The 19,686-nt window shown below is 62.7% G+C and carries 18 protein-coding genes; 12 read left to right on the top strand and 6 right to left on the bottom strand.

What is annotated here, in order from left to right; genetic code table 11:
* Window positions 1-15: 15 nt before the first annotated feature.
* Both H6935_13540 and H6935_13535 read right to left on the bottom strand, forming a co-directional pair.
* Window positions 16-1,359, bottom strand: a complete 1,344-nt coding sequence (locus H6935_13540; GenBank protein ID MCP5279363.1) for a sigma-54-dependent Fis family transcriptional regulator — start codon at window positions 1,357-1,359, stop codon at window positions 16-18.
* Window positions 1,352-2,209, bottom strand: a complete 858-nt coding sequence (locus tag H6935_13535; protein ID MCP5279362.1) for a HAMP domain-containing histidine kinase — start codon at window positions 2,207-2,209, stop codon at window positions 1,352-1,354. Before H6935_13535 ends, H6935_13540 begins: the two co-directional genes overlap by 8 nt.
* Window positions 2,210-2,342: 133 nt before the next feature.
* Here H6935_13535 and H6935_13530 point away from each other — a divergent pair, with 133 nt between their 5' ends.
* From H6935_13530 to H6935_13505, 6 genes are all read left to right on the top strand, one after another.
* Window positions 2,343-3,284, top strand: a complete 942-nt coding sequence (locus H6935_13530) for a chemotaxis protein CheV (protein ID MCP5279361.1) — start codon at window positions 2,343-2,345, stop codon at window positions 3,282-3,284.
* A 15-nt stretch (window positions 3,285-3,299) separates the two neighbouring features.
* Window positions 3,300-4,238 (top strand): chemotaxis protein CheV, encoded by a 939-nt coding sequence (locus tag H6935_13525; GenBank protein ID MCP5279360.1) that lies wholly within the window; start codon window positions 3,300-3,302, stop codon window positions 4,236-4,238.
* Between the two features lie 69 nt (window positions 4,239-4,307).
* Window positions 4,308-4,697 (top strand): chemotaxis response regulator CheY, encoded by a 390-nt coding sequence (gene cheY, locus H6935_13520; protein MCP5279359.1) that lies wholly within the window; start codon window positions 4,308-4,310, stop codon window positions 4,695-4,697.
* A 40-nt stretch (window positions 4,698-4,737) separates the two neighbouring features.
* Window positions 4,738-5,532 (top strand): protein phosphatase CheZ, encoded by a 795-nt coding sequence (gene cheZ, locus H6935_13515; protein ID MCP5279358.1) that lies wholly within the window; start codon window positions 4,738-4,740, stop codon window positions 5,530-5,532.
* 78 nt (window positions 5,533-5,610) lie between these two features.
* Window positions 5,611-7,527, top strand: coding sequence for a chemotaxis protein CheA (locus tag H6935_13510; protein ID MCP5279357.1), 1,917 nt, complete (start codon window positions 5,611-5,613; stop codon window positions 7,525-7,527).
* Between the two features lie 18 nt (window positions 7,528-7,545).
* On the top strand, window positions 7,546-8,763 hold the full coding sequence (locus H6935_13505) for an EAL domain-containing protein (protein ID MCP5279356.1): 1,218 nt from the start codon (window positions 7,546-7,548) through the stop codon (window positions 8,761-8,763).
* A 6-nt stretch (window positions 8,764-8,769) separates the two neighbouring features.
* Here H6935_13505 and sixA read toward each other — a convergent pair whose 3' ends face one another.
* The 3 genes from sixA to H6935_13490 all read right to left on the bottom strand — a co-directional run bounded on the left by sixA (window position 8,770) and on the right by H6935_13490 (window position 10,818).
* On the bottom strand, window positions 8,770-9,222 hold the full coding sequence (gene sixA, locus H6935_13500; protein MCP5279355.1) for a phosphohistidine phosphatase SixA: 453 nt from the start codon (window positions 9,220-9,222) through the stop codon (window positions 8,770-8,772).
* A gap of 66 nt (window positions 9,223-9,288) precedes the next feature.
* Window positions 9,289-10,086, bottom strand: a complete 798-nt coding sequence (locus H6935_13495; GenBank protein ID MCP5279354.1) for a TIGR00266 family protein — start codon at window positions 10,084-10,086, stop codon at window positions 9,289-9,291.
* An 18-nt stretch (window positions 10,087-10,104) separates the two neighbouring features.
* Window positions 10,105-10,818: a hypothetical protein gene (locus H6935_13490; protein ID MCP5279353.1), complete on the bottom strand. Its 714-nt coding sequence runs from the start codon at window positions 10,816-10,818 to the stop codon at window positions 10,105-10,107.
* 211 nt (window positions 10,819-11,029) lie between these two features.
* Between H6935_13490 and sat the strand changes: the two genes are divergently transcribed.
* From sat to H6935_13470, 4 genes are all read left to right on the top strand, one after another.
* The gene (sat, locus tag H6935_13485; protein ID MCP5279352.1) at window positions 11,030-12,247 is read left to right on the top strand and encodes a sulfate adenylyltransferase; all 1,218 of its coding nucleotides are present in this window, start codon (window positions 11,030-11,032) and stop codon (window positions 12,245-12,247) included.
* 135 nt (window positions 12,248-12,382) lie between these two features.
* A complete protein-coding gene (gene aprB, locus H6935_13480) occupies window positions 12,383-12,856 on the top strand; it encodes an adenylyl-sulfate reductase subunit beta (protein MCP5279351.1) in 474 nt (157 codons plus the stop codon).
* 19 nt (window positions 12,857-12,875) lie between these two features.
* Complete coding sequence (locus tag H6935_13475; GenBank protein ID MCP5279350.1) at window positions 12,876-14,897, top strand: adenylyl-sulfate reductase subunit alpha; 2,022 nt, start codon at window positions 12,876-12,878, stop codon at window positions 14,895-14,897.
* Window positions 14,898-15,047: 150 nt separating this feature from the next.
* Window positions 15,048-15,998 carry a YkgJ family cysteine cluster protein gene (locus H6935_13470; GenBank protein ID MCP5279349.1) on the top strand — a complete coding sequence of 317 codons (951 nt, stop codon included), beginning with the start codon at window positions 15,048-15,050 and terminating at the stop codon, window positions 15,996-15,998.
* Between the two features lie 70 nt (window positions 15,999-16,068).
* On the opposite strand, the gene H6935_13465 is transcribed toward H6935_13470, so the two are convergent.
* Window positions 16,069-16,503, bottom strand: a complete 435-nt coding sequence (locus H6935_13465; protein MCP5279348.1) for a hypothetical protein — start codon at window positions 16,501-16,503, stop codon at window positions 16,069-16,071.
* Between the two features lie 222 nt (window positions 16,504-16,725).
* Here H6935_13465 and H6935_13460 point away from each other — a divergent pair, with 222 nt between their 5' ends.
* A complete protein-coding gene (locus H6935_13460) occupies window positions 16,726-17,538 on the top strand; it encodes a CbbQ/NirQ/NorQ/GpvN family protein (GenBank protein ID MCP5279347.1) in 813 nt (270 codons plus the stop codon).
* A 19-nt stretch (window positions 17,539-17,557) separates the two neighbouring features.
* Window positions 17,558-19,669, top strand: coding sequence for a nitric oxide reductase activation protein (locus tag H6935_13455; protein ID MCP5279346.1), 2,112 nt, complete (start codon window positions 17,558-17,560; stop codon window positions 19,667-19,669).
* Window positions 19,670-19,686 lie beyond the last annotated feature (17 nt).

Below are 19,686 nucleotides of genomic sequence, written 5' to 3'. Positions count from 1 at the left end.
ACCTCCTGAAGCCCATTATAGGAGGTCATCTCCATCCAGAAATCCTGCCTCGCGGTACTGCTTGAGCTTGTGACGCAGGGTCCGCTCGCTCATGTTCAAGGCTTCCGCCGTGCGTCGCCTGGAACCACCCATACGGCGCAGGGTATCCAGGATTGTCTCCCGCTCCACGTCCTTGAGCCCCATTTCGCTCGAGCTTGCCGAGGCAGAAACTGTTCGGCCCGTGGCAGACTGGCGCGGCAGCATCAAGTGCTCGGGAAGGATCTCCGCCCCGGGGGCCAGCACCATGGCCCGCTGTACCACGTTACATAGCTCACGGATGTTACCGGGCCAGTCATACCCAGTCAATTCAGTCAAGGCCGCATCGGAGAGCAGAAAGCCACGCCGTCCGATCACGTCCTCGAAGCGCTTCAGGAAATGCCTCGCCAGCGCAGGTATGTCTCCCCGCCTTTGCCGCAACGGCATGATCTCCAGGGGGAAAACATTCAGCCGGTAGTACAGGTCCTCGCGGAAGCGTCCTTCCCGCACGCAAGTGGCCAGGTCCCGGTTGGTGGCGGCGATCACCCTCACATCAAGGGGTACGGGCTGGCGCCCGCCCACCCGCTCCACCTCACGTTCCTGCAGCACCCTGAGCAGCTTGGCCTGGAGATTGAGGGGGAGTTCTGCCATCTCGTCCAGCATCAGTATGCCGCCGTTGGCCTGCTCGAACTTGCCGGCCTGAGCCGTGGCAGCGCCGGTGAACGACCCCTTTTCGTGGCCGAACAGCACGGATTCCAGCAGGCTTTCCGGGATGGCCGCGCAGTTCACCGCCACGAAGGGCCCCGGATGCCGGGCGGAATGGCGGTGGATATAGCGGGCGAACACCTCCTTGCCCACGCCGGATTCCCCCGTCAGGAGCACCGTGGTATCCGTGCCGGCCACGCGCCGGGCCAGGTCCAGCAAGGCCTGGGTGGCGGCATCCTCGGCCACCACGCCCGACTCGTCCGATGCACTTTCCTGACGGTAGTAACGCGCCACCGCAGCCAGCAGGCGCTCGGGTTCGAAAGGCTTGGGCAGGTAATCGGACGCGCCATCCCGCATGGCCTCCACCGCCCGCTCGATCTGGCCGTAGGCGGTCATGATCAACACGGGGATATCGGGATGTCTGGCCTTGATGGCGCGCAACAAGGCATGGCCATCCATGCCCGGCATCTGCACGTCCGAAAGCACCAGGCCAGGCGATCCCTTGTCCAGCCAGGCCAGGGCCTGTTCCGCGTCGTCCGCGGACATGACCGAATAGCCTGCCAACTCCAGGGTATCGGCCAGGGCCTCCCGCAGGGGGGCATCGTCCTCCACCACCAACACCGGCAGGGTTTCAGCCATGGGCATGCTCCTGGGGCGCGAAGGGCAGGTAGAGGGTGAACCGACTGCCCCCCGCCTCCCGTGGCGCCCACTCCACCCAGCCGCCGTGTGCATCCGCCACCTGGCGCACGATGGCCAGGCCCAGGCCGCTGCCTTCCCCCCGGGTGGTAAAGAAGGGCTCGAACAGGCGCTCCCGGGCCCCCTCCGGGATGCCCGCGCCATCATCCTCCACACGGAACGCGGCAAACGGGCTCCCCTCTCCCGCCACGGACAAATGCACCTGTCCTCCGGGGACGCAGGCCTGCAGGGCATTCTCCACGAGGTTGATCAGCGCTCCGGCGATGGCCTGCCGGTCGCCCTGCAGGACAGCGCTGCCCTGCCAGGGCTGGACGGACAAGTCCACGCCACTGGCGGCAGCGTGGGGCTCCAGGGTCTGTACCAATTCGTCCAGCAGGGGCGACACCGGGAACACTTCACCGGACACCTGGGCGCCCTTGACGAACAGGAGCATGTCCTGGATCAGCCGTTCCAGATAACGGAGGCGACCCAGTGTTTTCTCGGCGAAGCGGATGCGATCGGCATCCTTGACCTGGGTCCGCGCCAGATGGCCGGTGTAAAGCAAGGCCGTTGCCAGGGGGGTGCGCAGCTGGTGGGCCACCTGGGCCGCCATCTCGCCCAGGGCGGACAATCGTTCACGTCGTGCCAACTCGCCGTTGGCCGCGGCCAGCTCACTGGTCAGGCGCCCCACCTGGGACTGGAGTTCCAGATAGGTCTCGGCCAATTTCTCCGAGGTTTGGCTGAACAGCGCGAAGGCCTGTCTGAGCTCCGCGTCGTCAGGGGCATGTATGGACATGGCATTGGTAACCAGCATGAATGGTTGATATTAAACCATCGCCCAGGGCTGACTTTCGTATGCTCTCCCTAAAGTTTTTAGCCAATAGGCCGATGATTGGAAGGAAGATTCCCAGCCAGAGGAGTCTGGATACTTTGCACATGAGGCCGCCATGTCGGATTTGTTAAGACGCATTGATGCCCGCACCCGTCTTGCAGGGGCGAACAAGCTGGAGATCCTGCTGTTTACCCTGGGTACGGACACGAACACCGGTCGCAAGGAAACCTTCGGCATCAACGTGTTCAAGGTGCGGGAAGTCATGCGCATCCCAGAAATCACCCGAGCGCCGGACATGCCGCCCGCGGTGGAAGGCATGGTCAGCCTGCGGGGGGTACTGGTGCCCGTGGTGGATCTGGCCAAGTACATTGGCATTTCGACTGATGCGCCGCCTTCCATCATGATCGTCACCGAGTATAACGGCCATACACAAGGGTTCCTGGTGGGCGAAGTGGACACCATCCTGCGCCTGGACTGGGCCGAGATGAAAGTTCCGCCCAGCATGCTGGTGGCCCGCATGGGCGGGCTCGTCACGGCGGTAACCGAGTTGCCCGACCGGCGCCTCGTCATGATGCTGGACGTGGAGAAAATCCTTGCCGACACCTCCCAGGAAGACGACAGCCATCTGTTCGCCAGCCTCGAGCCCCTGGACAAGCCCAACCGCACCGTTTTCTACGCCGATGACTCCTCAGTGGCCCGCAAACAGGTGGAACGCACCCTGGAGGCCCTCGGCATCCATGGCATTCCCAGCATCAACGGCCGCCAGGCCTGGGATGAGCTGCAGAAGATTGCGGCTCAGGCCGAGATCTCCGGCAAGCCGGTGAACGAACTGGTGCAACTGATCCTGACGGACGTAGAAATGCCCGAGATGGACGGTTACGTCCTAACAAAGAACATCAAGGGCGACCCTCGCTTCGCCGGCATCCCCGTGCTCATGCACTCCTCACTTTCCTCCGACGCCAACAAGCAGTTGGGGTTCTCGGTGGGCGTGGACGAGTACGTGCCAAAATTCGAGCCCCATCGCCTGGCCGAAGTGCTCAACCGCCTGCTCAAGTAATCGGAGATAGCAACCATGAATCCTTTGGAACCGGCCAAGCTTCTGGAGGCCGTGGATGCCCGGACCAAACTTGCCGGCTCCAACAAGATGGAACTGCTCATGTTTTCCCTGGGTACCCACGAAACCTTTGGTATCAACGTCTTCAAGGTTCGGGAGGTCTCCCCCACGCCCCCCATCACGCTTACGCCCAACATGCCCGACGGCGTGGAGGGTGTGATCTCCCTGCGGGGCAGCATCATTCCGGTCATTTCCCTTGCCCGCTTCATCCGCCTTGAGGGGGCTCCCGAAGGCATCGGCGAAACCCTCATCGTCACGGAGTTCTCCCGTCACACCCAAGGTTTCCTGGTCCAGGACGTGGACCGCATCATCCGGGTGGACTGGGACAAGGTTAAACCCCCGGAGAACAACCTGGCCGGCCAGGACGGCATGATCACGGCCATCACCGAACTGGATGATGGCCGATTGGTCTCCATCCTGGACGTGGAACGGGTACTGGTGGAGGTGCTGGGTGAAAAAGCCATGCCGAGTCTGCCCAAGGTGGAAAGCGTCCGGGATGCCACCGTGTTTTTCGCGGACGATTCTTCCGTGGCCCGCAAGGAGATCGTTTCCGTGCTGGACCAGCTGGGCGTCAAATACATTCAATCCAACGATGGCCGCGAGGCCTGGAACAAGCTGGTCAACATGGCGGACAGGAGCGCGGCCGAACGCAAGCCGGTCAAGAACACGGTCCAGCTCATCCTGGTGGACGCGGAAATGCCCGAAATGGACGGCTACGTGCTCACCAAGAACATAAAGTCCGATCAGCGCTTTGCCGGCATCCCCGTCATCATGCATTCCTCCCTCTCCTCGGAAGCCAATCGGACCATGGGACAGAAAGTAGGGGTGGACGCCTATGTGGCCAAGTTCGACCCGGCGGTATTGGCCGAGACTTTGCTGGCTTTTCTAAAACGCTAGGACCCCACGCTAAAATGTCCCGCCACATGCCCCTAGCATGCATGGAACAAAGGTATTGAGAGGACCGCGATGGCCGACAAGAACATGAAATTTCTGGTGGTAGACGATTTCTCCACCATGCGCCGGATCGTGCGCAATTTGCTCAAGGAATTGGGATACACCAACGTGGACGAAGCCGAGGACGGCGTTGCCGCACTTCAGAAACTGCACGGGGGCAACTTCCAGTTCGTGGTCACGGACTGGAACATGCCCAACATGACAGGCATAGAACTGCTCAAGGCCATTCGCGCCGACGCCACCCTTAAGCACCTGCCCGTGCTCATGATCACAGCCGAGGCGAAAAAGGAAAACATCATCGAAGCTGCCCAGAGCGGGGCCTCCGGTTACATCGTCAAGCCCTTCACGGCTGCCACCCTGGAAGAAAAGATGGGCAAGATCTTCGAAAAGTACGGCATGTAATCCAGGTTGCATGGGCCACTGAACTGAACAAGGAACAGCAATGAGCGGCGACTCTGCAGAACTCGAAGCCCTGTTCGACAGCATAGCTGAGGCCACGGCACCCGCGCCGGCCCCTGTGCCCGAGGCAAATTCCCCGGACGCTGACACGCCCGAACTGGAAGCGCTCTTTGACAGCATTGCCGTGGCGGTCAGCCATGAAGAGATGGGTGGAAGCGCGGACGAAAATGTTTGCCCGGAACGGGTTTTCGCCCAGATCGGCCACATGACCCGGGGACTGCACAACCTGCTGCGGGAACTGGGGCTGGACAAGACCCTGGAAAAGGTGGCGAGCGACCTGCCCGACAACCGGGACCGCCTGAACTACATCGCCTCCATGACCGCCCAGGCGGCGGAGCGGACCCTGAACGCCGCAGAAAACGCCCAACCCATACAGGAGCAAATGGGCCTGACCGCCCAGAATCTGTCCGGGCAATGGGACAAGCTGTTCAGCAAGCAACTGGGTGTCAACGAATTCAAGGCCCTGGTTCAGGACACCCGCGCCTATCTGGCCCAGGTACCCCAGCAGACCGCCTCCACCAACGCCCAACTCATGGAAATCATCATGGCCCAGGATTTCCAGGACCTCACCGGCCAGGTCATCAAGAAAATCCTGGAGGCGGCCCAGCAACTGGAAAGCCAGCTGCTGGGGCTACTCATCGAAACCACCCCCCAGGAAAAACGCCAATCCGTGTCGCCTGGCCTGCTCAACGGGCCTGTCATCAACTCAGCGGGGCGCAGTGATGTAGTGACTAGCCAGGCCCAGGTAGACGATCTGCTGGAAAGCCTGGGTTTTTGATGGTGCAAGGCGAATGGTCCGGACAATGAACATGGCGGGCTCGTCTGTGGCCCCTCGCCGCCCTAGAAGGAGACAACGATGAGCGATTTCGCTGGAATGGAAGAACTACTCCAGGATTTCCTGCTGGAAGCGGGAGAGTTGTTGTCCCAGGTGGATAACAAGCTGGTCGAGTTGGAAAAACGGCCTGATGACAAGAATCTCCTCAACGATATCTTCCGGGGCTTCCACACCATCAAGGGCGGCGCGGGCTTTCTGAACGTCGAGCACCTGGTGGCCTTGTGCCATCGTACGGAGAACCTGTTCGACAAGCTCCGCAACGGGGAACTGGCCCTGAGCCCGGAACTCATGGACACCATACTGGCGGCCACGGGCACCGTTCGGCACATGTTTGGCGACCTGTCCCAAAGTGTTCAGCCAGGCCCTGCCGAAGCTGGTTTGTTGGCCAACCTGGAGGCAGCGCTGGCCGGCCAGCCCGTGCGGGCGCCCGCCAGCCCCGCCGTGTCCACCGCCCCTGCCGCCCCTGCCGCCCCTGCCTCGGTGCCTGCCGAGGTGCCATCCCAGGCGGGGGATGACGACATCAACTGGGATGTGCTCCATGCAGCCCTGACCGGCGCTCCCATCCCTTCCGCTGCGCCAGCTGCCGCGCCGACCATTGAAGTGGCTAAGGCCGTCAGCGAGGCTGTTGCCAACGCACCCCAGCCGGAGCCCGTGCCCCGTTCCGCCCCACCCCAGGACCTCCCCACGCCCAGCGCACGACCTGTAAGCGCTGGGGCCGCGCCACCCCAGAACCTGCAGAAGGAAACCACCATACGCGTGGATACGGCACGTCTGGACCAGGTGCTCAACCTGTCCGGCGAGATCGGCCTGACCAAGAACCGCATCGCCAACCTCAAGAGCCAGATCCTCCATGGCAAGACAGACCAGGAAACCCTGAAGTCACTGGATATCGCCGTGAGCCAGTTGGATCTCCTGGTCTCGGACCTGCAGAACGCGGTCATGAAAACCCGGATGCAGCCCATCGGCCGCCTGTTCCAGAAATACCCGCGCCTCGCCCGGGACCTGGCCCGCCAATTGGGCAAGGACGTGGAACTGGTGCTCTCCGGCGAGGAAACCGAGCTGGACAAGACCATGATCGAGGACCTGAACGACCCCCTGGTCCATCTGGTCCGCAACGCGGTGGACCATGGCGTGGAATCCCCCGAGGAGCGCCAGTCGGCCAACAAGTCCCCCAAGGCCATCGTCACCTTGTCCGCGAGCCAGGTGGGAGACCACATCTACATCGAGATTTCCGACGACGGCAAGGGCATGCGTCCCGACGTCATCCGCAACAAGGCCATCCAGAAGGGGCTCATCGACAACGAAACCGCCAACAGCCTGGATGATCGCCAGAGCCTGCATCTGGTTTTCCTGCCGGGATTTTCCACCAAGGACGAAATCTCCAGCGTATCGGGCCGGGGCGTGGGCATGGACGTGGTGAAGACCAACATCACCAAGCTCAATGGCAAGATCGATGTACTGTCCGTGCCGGGCCAGGGGTCCACCTTCACCATCTCCCTGCCCCTCACCCTTGCCATCCTGCCCGTTCTGGTGGTGCGCCTGAACAACCAGTCCTTCGCCGTACCCCTGTCCATGGTGCGGGAGATCATCCCCATCAAGCAGCAGGAGGTCCAGCGGGTATCCGGCCGCGCGACCATGGTGGTGCGCGACGAGGTGCTTCCGGTACGGAGCCTCGCCAGGCTTATCGGCTGGGAAGCCCGGAAGGCGCCTTCCTTCGGCGTCCTCATGCACGCCGCCGATTCCACCTTCATCCTCGCGGTGGACGGCTTCGTGGGCCGGGACGATGTGGTGATCAAACCCCTGTCCGACATCAAGCCCAAGGGCATCGCCGGCGCCACCCTCTCCGGTGACGGCTCCATCGTGCTGGTGCTGGACATGGAGGAACTGCTCACCGACGTGCAAACCGACACACCGAACAGCCTCTTCTCGCGAGGCTGACAACAACCCAAGGGACTTATGAGCAACAACGCCTTCATCGCCCGGCAGCCCATCGTCAATGCCGGACACACCATCATCGCCTACGAACTGTTGTTCCGTCACTCGGCCCATGCCCAAAGCGCCCGCTTAACCTCCGACGTGGACGCCGGCATCACCATCATCGCCAATGCCCTGTGCAACATGGGTACGGAATGGTTGCTGAAGGGCAAGAAGGCCTTCATCAACATGGAAGTCCCCATGCTGATGTCCAGTTTCTCCTCCTTGCTCCCCAAGGAAAACGTGGTGATCGAGGTCCTGGAAACCGTCCAGGTCACCGACGAGGTACTGGAACGGTTGCGTGAGTTGAAACAGGAGGGTTACCGCTTCGCCCTGGACGATTTCCACTACATTCCGGAAGCGGAGCCCCTGCTGCCCCTGGCCGATTACGTCAAACTGGACGTACTGGCCCATACACCGGAGGAGTTGAGCAGGCTGGTCAAAACAGTGCGGCGCCACCCGGTCAAACTGGTGGCAGAGAAGGTGGAAACCCTGGAGCAATTCAAGCACTGTCAGGAACTGGGTTTCGATTTCTTCCAGGGCTATTACTTTGCCCGCCCCGAAACGCTGGTGGAACGGGTCATCAATCCCGTGCATGCCACCGTCCTCCAGTTGCTGGAAAAGGTGCGCCAGGGTGCTGAAGTCAAGGACCTGGAAGCCCTCTTCAAGAAGGATGTGGCCCTCACCTTCAAGCTCATGCGCTACATCAATTCGGCGGGCTTCGGGCTATCCTGCGAGGTCCAGTCCATCCGCCATGCAGTCAGCATCCTGGGCATGCAACCCCTCTACCGGTGGCTCACCCTGCTACTTGTGACGGCGGGCTCCAACGCCACTTCCCCCGCCCAGGCACGCACCGCCATCACCCGGGGCCGCCTGTGCGAACTGCTGGGCAAGACCGAGCTGCCCCGGAGCGACCAGGACAACCTGTTCATCGTCGGCGTGTTTTCCCTTCTGCCCGCCATGCTGGAAATGACCATGGAGCAGGTTCTGGAACGCCTGGTCATCCCGGAGAAGATCGCCGATGCCCTGACGGACCGCAGCGGACTGTACGGGCCGTTCCTGGCCCTGACCGAAGCCGTGGAAAGCGGCGACGTGGACCGCCTTGAGGAACTCACCACGGCCCTGATGCTGTCCCCAGACCAGGTCAGCGAGGCCCATCTGAAGGCCCTGGCCTGGGTGGAGCAACTGGGCCTGGAGTAATTTGCGCTAAAGCAGATCCGTGGTCATGGCGGCCTTCAGCAGGGTCTGGGGCATCTCGCCCCGTACCCGGTTGGTGAGCCAGACCACGCCGCTTTTCTTGATGCTCATCCCAACGGCCTCGCCGAACAGCAAGAGGCTGGCTGACTCCCCCAGGGTGGGCTGGTGGCCCACCACCAACACCGTCCCCTTGGCGTCAGGCCAGCCTGCGGCGTGCAGCAGGTGGGCGGCATCCGCTCCTGGCGCCAGATCCTGCACCACGTCATATTTGCGCTCCAGGGCGTCTGCGGTCTGAAGGGTTCGCAGCGAGGGGCTCACCAGGACGCGGGCCCCTTCGGGCAGTTGCTGGTTCAACCAGGACGCCATCTTCCTGGCCTGGCCCCGCCCCTTGGCCGTCAAAGGCCTGTCCATGTCCGGAGTGCCGTCCTGGGCGTCGGCATGGCGCCAAAGTATCAAGTCCATGGTTCCCCGGATGCTCCTGGCAAAACGGTGGAGGCTAATCCACCAATATGACGTCGCCGTGACGCTTCAGCTGTTGTCTCCGTCCAACAGGCCGCCGAACCCCCCCAGCACCGAACCCTCGCCCACCTGCCTGCCGCCCGTCTGTGGTGCGGCGGCAATGATGCGATTGGCCAGCCGCGAGAACGGCAGGGTCTGCAACCACACCTTGCCGGGACCGGTAAGGCGCGTGAAGAACAACCCCTCGCCGCCAAACAGGGCCGTCTTGATCTTGCCCACATACTGGATGTCGAAGTCCACCGAGGGTTGCATGGCCGCGATGCAGCCGGTATCCACGCGGATGGTTTCCCCCGGAGCCAGGTTCTTTTCAGCGATGGTGCCGCCAGCGTGGAAGAACACCATGCCATCCCCTTCCAGCTTCTGCAGGATGAACCCTTCGCCACCGAAGAAGCCGGCCCCCAGCCGCTGCTGGAAGGCGATGCCAAGGCTGACCCCCTTGGCGGCGCAGAGGAATGAATCCTTCTGGCAAATGAGGGTGCCGCCGATCTGGGTCAGGTCTATGGGGATGATCTTCCCCGGGTAAGGGGCAGCGAAGGCCACCCGACGCTTGCCCGTGGCCGTGTTGGCGTAGATGGTGGTGAACAGGGACTCACCCGTGAGCAGGCGCTTGCCCGCCCCCATCAACTTGCCCAGGAAGCCGGACTGGGAGGCGGAGCCGTCGCCGAACACGGTCTCCATCTCGATGCCGTCCTGCATGAACATCATCATGCCGGCCTCCCCCACGGCAGCCTCGCCCGGGTCCAGTTCCACCTCCACGTACTGCATGTCGTCGCCGAAGATGTCGTAGTCGATGACGTCCATGGCCATATCAGGATTCCTTTCAGTTCAGATGGGCAGGAAGCGGAACGCCGCGGCGTTCTGGATGGCCCGGGTGATGGCACGGTTGCTGCGGTCCTCGATGATCAGGGCCAGCATGTCCTGCTGGGCTATGACCTTGCCGAATTCCCGCTCGAAGCTCAGGTTCTGCATATCCCCCTCGATGCTGTTGGTGACCAGCGCCTTGTTGCCGTTGGGCAACTTGGCGCTGGACAACTTCCACACCGCCACTTCTATGTTGCGGGCGCAGTTGTAGAGTTTCTGGGGGTCCAGCCGGTCCGTCAGGTAGAAGGCGGTCTTGTGGTCGTAGGACGCCATGACCATGCCTGTCAAGGCCGCCATGAAGGCGAACACCCGGTCGCCACTGTAGGCCTCCTGGAAGGCCACGCCGAAGTTATCCTGCCAGTTCATTAGGGCAATGGGAGATTCCTTGCCCTTGTCCAGGTGGTCGAAGATGCGGGCCATGGCCGCCTCCACAGACTCCAGGCCCGCCTTCTTGTATTCCTGGGGGTTGCGCCTGTAAAGCTTCTCGGTCACCACCCTAAGGCTTTTTATCACCTCTCTCTGGGCCAACTCGCTGATCATGTCCACATCGGACTTGGCCAGACTCGACACCGAGAACTCCCGTTCCGAGGTACTGCCGTCCTTGCGCTGAATTTGCTGCCCGGCACAACCGGCCATCAATAAAACCGCCACGATTACCACCCCGCTCAGGCTGCGCATGAAAGCTCCGCGTTTCTGGAAATGCCGGGAATTGTAGCCCCCAGGCCAGGGGCCCTACACATACGGCAAGCACCTAATCGGATAACGCCGTCCCCAAAAAAAATTTATTTGCAAAGAAATAAGTCTGATTAGAGGGGTGGATGGGGGGGTGTTATTCTCGCCGCCCATTCGGCTTATCAGCCTATTCTAATCAACCTACCTAGGAGTCCCCATGTCCCATCTCGTGAAGCCCCATGGTGGTGGTGACCTCAAGCCCCTGATGCTTGAGGGCGCCGCGCGCGAAGCCGAACTGGCCCGTGCCCAGTCCCTGCCCAAGATCAAGATGTCCTCCCGCGAGACCGGCGACCTCATCATGATGGGCATCGGCGGCTTTACCCCCCTGGAAGGCTTCATGACCCATGGAGACTGGCAGGGCGTGTGCGATGGTTACAAGATGGCCAACGGCCTGTTCTGGCCCATCCCCGTCACCCTGTCCACCGACATGAAGACCGCCGAGACCCTGAGCCTGGGCCAGGACGTGGCCCTGATCAACGCCGACAGCGACGAGATCATGGGCACCATGAAGGTCACCGAGATCTACGGCATCGACAAGGGCCACGAGTGCATGATGGTCTACAAGACCACCGATGTCGCCCACCCTGGCGTGAAGATGGTCATGGACCAGGGCCCCATCAACCTGGCCGGCCCCGTCAAGGTTCTGTCCACCGGCGGCTTCAAGGAGCAGTACGGCGACCAGTTCATGACCCCCGCCGAGACCCGCGCTGCCTTCGAGAAGGCCGGCTGGTCCAAGATCGCGGCGTTCCAGACCCGCAACCCCATGCACCGCTCCCACGAGTACCTGGCCAAGATCGCTATCGAAACCATGGACGGCGTGCTGATCCACTCCCTGCTGGGCGCCCTGAAGCCGGGCGACATCCCCGCCGAAGTGCGTTCCGAGGCCATCAGCACCCTGGTGGACAACTACTTCGCCCCCAACACCGTGATCCAGGCCGGCTATCCCCTGGACATGCGCTATGCCGGTCCCCGCGAGGCCCTGCTGCACGCCCTGTTCCGCCAGAACTACGGCTGCTCCCACCTGATCGTCGGCCGCGACCACGCCGGCGTGGGCGACTACTACGGCCCCTTCGACGCCCAGCACATCTTCGACGAGATTCCCAAGGGCTCCCTCGAAACCACCAACATGAACATCGACTGGACCTTCTGGTGCAAGAAGTGCGGCGGCATGGCCTCCCAGCGCACCTGCCCCCACACCAAGGACGACCGCATCCTGCTGTCCGGCACCAAGGTGCGCGCCATGCTGTCCGAAGGCCAGGACCTGCCGGTGGAGTTCAGCCGTCCCGAGGTGGCCAAGGTGCTGCAGAAGTACTACGCCAGCCTGAGCGCCGAGCAGAACGTCAAGGTCGAACTTAAAGGCCATTCTGCTGCCTAAGTCAATTTAAGTAATTCGGTACCGGGCCCGCCGGAAGCGGATTCGCGATACGCCCCGGCCAAGGACGGGCTCGGTTTTTCTGAATGGGCCGCGTGAGAGACCACGCGGATTGTTAGCTAACAAGGAGTGTAATCAATGCCTACCTTCGTCCGTACCGACAAGTGCGACGGCTGCAAAGGTCAAGACAAGACCGCCTGCATGTACATCTGCCCGCACGACCTGATGAAGTTGGACCGCGATGGTTCCGAGACCGGCCACGCCATGAAGTCCTTCAACCAGGAACCCGAGCAGTGCTGGGAGTGCTACAGCTGCGTGAAAATCTGTCCCCAACAGGCTATCGAAGCCCGCCATTACGCTGACGTGGTGCCCCTGGGCGGTTCCGTTCAGCCCCTGCGCGGTTCCGATTCCATCATGTGGACCATCAAGTTCCGTAACGGCGTGCTGAAGCGCTTCAAGTTCCCCATCCGCACCACCCCGGAAGGCTCCATCGACCCGTTCGGTGGCAAGCCCGTGCCCACCCTGGCCGACATCGAGGCCGTGGGCAACTTCACCGCTGGCGTGATGGGCGGTTTCCGCGCTGGTAACCCCGCCGAACTGATCCGCAAGTAATCGAGAAGAGGTAATAGAAATGGCTGAATTTGGAAATCCCGACGTCATCCAGGAAGAAGTTGATGTCCTGCTGATCGGTGGCGGCATGGCCTGTTGCGGCGCCGCCTACGAAATCATGCGCTGGGCTGAAGTGGCCAAGGCCGAAGCCGGCGTGGACCTGAAGATCAAGCTGGTCGACAAGGCCGCCATGGACCGTTCCGGTGCCGTGGCCCAGGGTCTGTCCGCCATCAACACCTACATCGGTGATACGCAGGACCCCGCTGACTATGCCCGTATGGTCTCCAACGACCTGATGGGTATCACCCGTGACGACCTGGCCTACGACGTGGGCCGCAACGTTGACGACTCCGTGCACCTGTTCGAAGAGTGGGGCCTGCCCATCTGGAAAACCGATGCCAACGGCGAGCGTCACGACGGCGCTGCCGCCATCGGCGAAGGCCTGCCCTCCCTGAAGGACGGCGGCAAACCCGTGCGTTCCGGCAAGTGGCAGATCATGATCAACGGCGAATCCTACAAGTGGATCGTCGCTGAAGCCGCCAAGAAGGCCCTGGGCATGGACCGCATCCAGGAGCGCGTGTTCATCGTCAAGCTGGTGAACGACGCCAACGACAAGAACCGCATCGCCGGTGCTGTCGGCTTCTCCACCCGCGAGCACAAGCTGTTCGTGTACAAGGCCAAGACCATCCTGCTGGCCGCCGGTGGCTGCGTGAACATCTTCCGTCCCCGCTCCGTGGGTGAAGGTACCGGCCGCGCCTGGTACCCCGTGTGGAACTCCGGCTCCACCTACTCCATGGCCGCCGAAGCCGGCGCCGAGCTGACCATGATGGAAAACCGCTTCGTGCCCTGCCGCTTCAAGGACGGCTACGGCCCGGTCGGTGCCTGGTTCCTGCTGTTCAAGGCCAAGGCCACCAACGGCTACGGCGAAGACTACCTGGCCAAGAACAAGGCCATGCTGGACCAGTACCCCCCCTACGGCCAGGCTGCCGTTCCCGCTTCCTGCCTGCGTAACCACGTTATGCTGAAGGAAATGAAGGAAGGCCGCGGCCCGATCTGGATGGACACCGTGACTGCTCTGGGCAACCTGCGCAACACCCTGTCCCCCCGTGAGGTGAAGCACCTGGAAGCCGAAGCCTGGGAAGACTTCCTGGACATGTGCGTCGGCCAGTGCGGCATCTGGGTTGGCGAGAACGTCGAGCCCGAGAAGAAGAACTCCGAGCTGATGCCCACCGAGCCCTACCTGCTGGGTAGCCACTCCGGCTGCTGCGGCATCTGGGTTTCCGGCCCCACCGACCTGGGCGCCCCCACCGACGAGGCCCTGCCTGGCGTTCCCGAGCACCTGCCCAAGGGCTGGAGCTGGGGCTACCGTGGCATGACCACCGTCAAGGGTCTGTTCACCGCCGGTGACGGCGTTGGCGCTTCCGGCCACAAGTTCTCCTCCGGTTCCCACACGGAAGGCCGCCTGGCTGCCCGTGCCATGGTCAAGTACTGCCTGGACAACAAGGATCTGAAGGTCGAGCTGGACACCCCCGTGGACCAGCTTGTGGACGAGATCTACAAGCCCGTGCGTACCTTCCTGGAGTTCAAGGACTACTCCACCGCCATCGACGTCAACCCCAACTACATCACCCCCAAGATGCTGCAGTTCCGTCTGCAGAAGATCATGGACGAGTACGTTGCCGGTGTGGCCACCTACTACAACACCAACGACAAGATGCTGGAAGTGGCCGAGCAGAAGCTGGAAATGCTCAAGGAAGACGCCGAGAAGATGCGTGCCAAGGACCTGCACGAACTGCTGCGCGCCTGGGAAAACTACCACCGCATCCTGACCGCCGAAGCCCACATGAAGCACATCCAGTTCCGCGAAGAGAGCCGTTACCCCGGCTTCTACTACCGCACCGACAAGAACTTCGTCGATGAGGAAAACTGGAAAGTCTTCGGCAACTCCATCTACGACAAGAGCACCAAGAAGTGGACCAACTTCAAGCGTGCTCACGTGGATCTGGTTGACAAGTCCAAGCTGTTCAAGCCCGCCGCCCACTAAGCGTTAGCTGGCTCATGAACCGGGCGCTCACAAGGCGCCCGGTTTTTTTTCCAGGGTCAAAAAACCCCATTCGCAAGGGTGGTCCCTTGCGAATTGTGCTTTAAACCCCATATAAATTTTTCTTCTGCAAAGCATTTTTCGAGGTTGATCATGGAAGACACCCCCTTCAAGAACCTGGCCGCGGACGCCCCCTTCGAACTGAGCCCGGTCATGCCCACCATGCTGGGGGGCGAAAAGGTCATCCAGTTCCGCTGCCACAAGGACGTGGGCTGCTGGAACGCCTGCTGCTCCAACATCGACATCACCCTCACCCCCTATGACATCATCCGCCTGAAGAACCGGCTGGACATGTCCTCCGGCGACTTCCTCAAGGCCTACACCGTGCCCTACGAGATGGACCAGGACGGCACCCCCGGCGTGAAATTTCGTCCGGTGGAAGGCGGCACCGCCTGCCAGTTCATGAAGCCCGAAGGCTGCGCCGTTTACGAGGACCGCCCCACCGCCTGCCGCTACTATCCGGTGGCCCTGCTGTCCATGCGCAACCAGGACGAATACACCGACCGCGCCGCCTACGCCTTCGTGCAGGAGAAGCACTGCCTGGGCCACCAGGAACCCCGCTCCCTCACCATCGACGAGTACCGCCAGGAACAGGGCGTGGACGTCTACGACGAGAAGGGCCGCGGCTGGCGCCAGCTGGTGCTGAAAAAGAAGTCCGCCGGCCCCGCCATCGGCAAGCCCCCCGCCATCTCCAACCAGCTGTTCTTCATGGCCAGCTACGACATGGATCGCTTCCGGGCCTTCGTTTCCAGCGACTCCTTCAACAAGACCTACGACATCCCCCTGGAAGTCATGGCCACCCTGCTGGCCGACGACGAAGCCCTCATGGAGTTCGGCTACAACTTCCTCAAGCACACCCTGTTCGGCGAGCGTTTCCTGGAAGAGCGGGAAGGCGCCTACGAGGAGCGCATGGAGCGACTCAAGTCCCGGGCGGAGGCAATCCGCTCAGAATATGAGGCCAACAGGGAAAAGCTCGAGGACGAGAAATACGCGGATCCGGGACGTCCCGGCGACCTGAGCTGCGGCACCAAGGACTGTGGCTGAGCGAAACAGCCACTTGCTCTCCCAATGGACAAGGCCGCCCGAGGGCGGCCTTGTTGTTTCCCTGGGCTACTCAACGGCGCCAGCCGTCATGGCGGGCATTGAATCCGGCACGATCGTAGTCATGCTTTTCCCAGAAGATGTTGCTGCTGGCATGGTCCAGGCGACGATCCAGATCGAAGAGCTCCCGGGGGCCCAGGCGGCCGTCGCGCAGGAACTGGCGCTCCAGGGCGCTGATGGCCTGATGTTCCTGCAGCAGGCGGATGGCTTCCTTCATGGTGAGCTTCCCTGATTCCATGCCGTGGAGGATGCGCTGGAGCTGGTTGTCCATGCGGGCGTCAAACTGGTCCAGCTGCCCCTTGAATCCAGCGTTGTAGTGGGCCTGGGGTGCGGGCTGGTAGGGGTTGCCGCGGTAGCCATCGTAATCAGCCTGGCTGGCCCCCGCGTACAGGCCAAGGGAGGTCACGCCAACGACACAAAGGGTTTTCACGGTTTTTGCGATGTTCATCTCTTTACTCCTGGTTTCGGTTGGTTACCGTCGCGAACGATTCCGCGTCGGACGGTTCCCACTCTAGAGGCGTCCTGTAAGCGAGCTGTGTCGCCGCTGTTGTGAAGATGTAAGCAGCTGTTACTGCGGCCGCCAGAGTCCTTGGCGCCTGGGAGACCAGGGCAAAAGCCGATAAAATTTGTCGCCTATTAATCCAAATCGCAATTGCTAGAAAGGTCTCGCGTGGACGCTCACAGCCTCGCCCCGGAAGAACACTTCATCCAGAAGGAGCCCTACTACGAACCCGTCGGCAACGAGATCGCCATTTTCGAAGCCGCCTGGCGCCACAGGCTGCCCGTACTGCTCAAGGGCCCCACGGGCTGCGGCAAGACCCGCTTCATGGAGTACATGGCCTGGCGCCTCAAGCTGCCCCTCATCACCGTGTCCTGCCATGACGACCTCACCGCCTCGGACCTGGTGGGCCGCTACCTGGTGAAGGGCGGCGAGACCACCTGGGTGGACGGCCCCCTCACCCGGGCCGTGCGGGTGGGCGGCATCTGTTACCTGGACGAGGTGGTGGAGGCCCGCAAGGACACCATGGTGGTGATCCACCCCCTGGCGGACGACCGCCGCACCCTGCCCATGGAAAAGCTGGGCCAGCTGCTGGAGGCCCCCGACGGCTTCTGCCTGGCCATCTCCTACAACCCGGGCTACCAGAGCGTGCTCAAGGACCTGAAGCAATCTACCCGCCAGCGCTTCGTGGCCCTGGAGTTCGACTATCCGGCGGCGGATCTGGAGCGCAGGATCGTGGCCAGCGAATCCGGCGTGGAGCCGGCCATGGCCGAGCGCCTGGTCAAGTTCGCCCAGATGACCCGTAACCTGAAGGGCAGCGGCCTGGAGGAAGGGGCCTCCACCCGCCTGCTGGTGCACGCGGGCAAGCTCATCGCCGGGGGCATCGACCCCGTCACCGCCTGCCGCAGCGCCGTGGCCCAGGCCGTCACCGACGACGGCGACATGCTGGCCGCCATCCAGGAACTGTCGTCTTCAATATTCTGACGCCCGCCGGTAAGCCAAGTTGAACGCCGAGGAAATCACCCAACTGCTGGAAGGCTGGCTGGAGGCGGACTTCAGCTTCCGCAAGGTGGGGCCCACCGCGGCCAAGATCGCCGCCCTCCCCGATAGGGACCAGGATTTCATTCTGGAGTGGACCAAACGGGTGGCCAGTTCCAACCTGGAAGTGGCCTGGCAGTTCGCCCGCCGGGCCCCTGCCCTCATGGGCACCATGGACCGCCGTCTCATGGAGGCCTGGCTGCTGGGGGCCTGCGACGTCTACGACCGCCAGGGCCTGCGCCACGCCCTCACGGTCATGGAGGAAGCGGACCACTTCGAGGAACGCCAGCTGGAGATGACCGCCGGGGTGCTGTTCGAGGACGTGGCCGGCGTGCTGGGCAACTTCGTGCGGGGCTTGTCCGGCCGCCGCCTCACCCTGGAGCCTGGCAAGCACGTCCACACCGACACGGAGAGAATCTTCCTGCCCGGCGTGCTGGCCCGCTTTCCCGACACGGCGGACAACTTCAAGCTGGCCAAGGCCATGGTTGCCATGCTCTGGGCCCAGACCCGGTTCGGCACCTTCCGTGCCGACCTGTCGGTGGCCTGCGCGGGCTTTTCCGACCCTGATCGAGCTCTACGACAACTTCACGGACTGGAAACCCTGCGCCTGTCCGCCTGCATCAGCCGGGAACTGCCGGGCCTCTATCGGGAGATGGAACGGCTCAAGGCCGCCCTGGGCGAAGGCCCGCCCCTCGGCTGGGAGCCCCTGGCCCAGCGCCTGGCCCAGCCCGAGGCCAACCTGGAGGACAGCCTGGCTCTGCTGGGGGATGCCTATGCCTTGGCGGATTTCCAGCCCTGGTGCTATCAGGGTGCCCTCAAACCTGACGCCGTGGCTGCCGCCTTCGAAGCCCGCCGGGAAAAGGAAAAGACCCGGCTGCGGGTGAAGCTGGCGGAATTGCTGGAGGAACACACCCGCCACGAGGACGGGCAGGCCAAAGACTCGGGCAAGCCCAGGCAACGGCCAGAATTCGAGGCCGAGGCCAGGGACGAGGAAGGTCGCCTGGACCTGGAACTCACCCTGGACGGCCTGCCCGTGGCGCCGCCGGAAGACGTGAAGGCCCTGCTCTCCTCCATCTACCTGGATTTCGGCGAGATTCCCCCCGACTATCTGGTGCCGGCGGGCGACGGCGATTACGACCCAAGCCTGCTGGGAGAACAGGCCCTGGACCCGGACGCGGTCTGGCAGGGCACCTACCATGAAGAAGGCGCCACCTTCTATCACGAGTGGGACATGGGCCGGGAGCATTACCGCAAGAACTGGTGCGTGATGCGGGAGAAGGAGGTGCCCCCCGTGGAGGACAACTTCCACCGCATCACCCTGGACAAGTACGCCGGCCTGGTGAAACACCTGCGCAAAAGCTTCGAGGCCATGCGGGACGAGAACCGGGTGGAGAAGCGCCAGGCCTACGGCGACGACGTGGACATCGACGCCCTGGTGGAGGCCCTGGCCGACGCCCGGGACGGCAGCGAGATGAGCGACCGCCTGTTCGTGCGCCTGCACCGGGCGGAGCGCAACATCGCCGTGGCCTTCATGGTGGACATGTCCGGCTCCACCCGGGGCTGGATCAACGAGGCGGAGCGGGAGGCCCTGATCCTCCTGTGCGAGGCCCTGGAACTGCTGGGGGACCGCTACGCCATCTACGGCTTCTCCGGCATCACCCGCAAGCGTTGTGAGCTGTTCCGCATCAAGACCTTCGACGAGCCCTACTCGGACGAGGTGAAGGCCCGCATCTCCGGCATCCGGGCCCAGGAATACACCCGCATGGGCTTCGCCATCCGCCACCTCTCCGAATTGCTCAAGGGCGTGGAGGCCAGGACCAAGGTCCTGATCACCCTCTCCGACGGCCGCCCCGACGACTACTTCGACGGCTACCGGGGCCCCTATGGCATCGAGGACACCCGCATGGCCCTGCTGGAGGCCCGGCGGGCTGGCATCCACCCCTTCTGCATCACCATCGACAGGGAAGCCCGGGACTACCTGCCCCACATGTACGGCGCCGCCCGCTACATCATCCTGGACGACGTGCGGCAACTGCCCATGAAGGTGTCGGACATCTACCGGCGCCTGACCAGCTGACCCAGGGCCGCGGCAGG

Origin of the sequence: Thiobacillus sp. (assembly GCA_024235835.1) — a bacterium.
Taxonomy (GTDB): Bacteria; Pseudomonadota; Gammaproteobacteria; order Burkholderiales; family Thiobacillaceae; genus PFJX01.
Note: the sequence above shows the minus strand (reverse complement) of the source record. Positions and strands in the feature narration are given on the sequence as shown.